Source organism: Segeticoccus rhizosphaerae, from assembly GCF_009192725.1.
Lineage (GTDB): Bacteria > Actinomycetota > Actinomycetes > Actinomycetales > Dermatophilaceae > Segeticoccus > Segeticoccus rhizosphaerae.
The window spans coordinates 1-768 of record NZ_VOHR01000659.1; the positions used below are offsets into that span (position 1 = coordinate 1).

The following is a 768-nucleotide window of genomic DNA, read 5'->3' on the forward strand; positions in this document are numbered from 1 at the left end:
GCGCCATCAGACGGCGAACCGCCTCGCTCGCGGCGTCGGAATAGAAGCCGGGGTTTTCGGACAGGAGCTTGTCGGTGACCAGCCGCCCCTCAGGCGTGGTCGCGACCACGTCGGTGAAGGTCCCGCCGCGGTCGATGGCGAAGCGCCAGCCACCATTGTCTGCATCGGTCACGGCCATCTGCGCACCCTTAGCCGTTGCCTGTGCCAACACAAGGCGCGCCTTTTTCATTGCAATAGGCACGCGAATCCGCACATCGTTGCCCAAGCATGCTGCGCCAGTACGAACTCGTAGAGCGGGTCAAGGAATACGACCCGGACGCCGACGAGGCGCTGCTCAACCGCGCCTATGTCTATACGGTGCAGAAGCACGGCACCCAGACGCGCGCCAGCGGGGACCCCTATTTCAGCCATCCGGTCGAGGTCGCAGGGCTCATGACCGACCTCAAGCTCGACCAGGAAACGATCATGACCGCGCTGCTCCACGACACGGTGGAGGACACGCTGGCGACGATCGACGACATCGAGGCCCATTTCGGCGAGGACGTTGCGCGGCTCGTAGATGGCGTCACCAAGCTGTCGAAGATCGAGCAGATGCCCGAAAACGAGCGGGCTGCGGAGAACCTGCGCAAATTCCTGCTCGCCATGAGCGAGGACATTCGCGTCCTCCTCGTCAAGCTGGGCGACCGGTTGCACAACATGCGTACGCTTCACTTCATCAAAAAGCCGGAGAAGCGCCAGCGCATCGCACGCGAGACGATGGATATCTAC

Annotated in this window: 2 protein-coding genes; one reads left to right on the plus strand and one right to left on the minus strand. The window is 62.8% G+C overall.

All coding sequences use genetic code 11. From position 1 onward, the window contains the following. Nucleotides 1–229 (minus strand): hydantoinase/oxoprolinase N-terminal domain-containing protein (locus FRW57_RS25140; RefSeq protein WP_203230509.1); only part of this gene is annotated, 229 nt, incomplete at its 3' end. 38 nt (nt 230–267) lie between these two features. On the opposite strand from FRW57_RS25140, the gene FRW57_RS22355 reads away from it, so the two are divergent. Next, nucleotides 268–768, plus strand: a 501-nt coding sequence (locus FRW57_RS22355) for an HD domain-containing protein (protein ID WP_152187116.1), incomplete at its 3' end; no start/stop codon positions are given.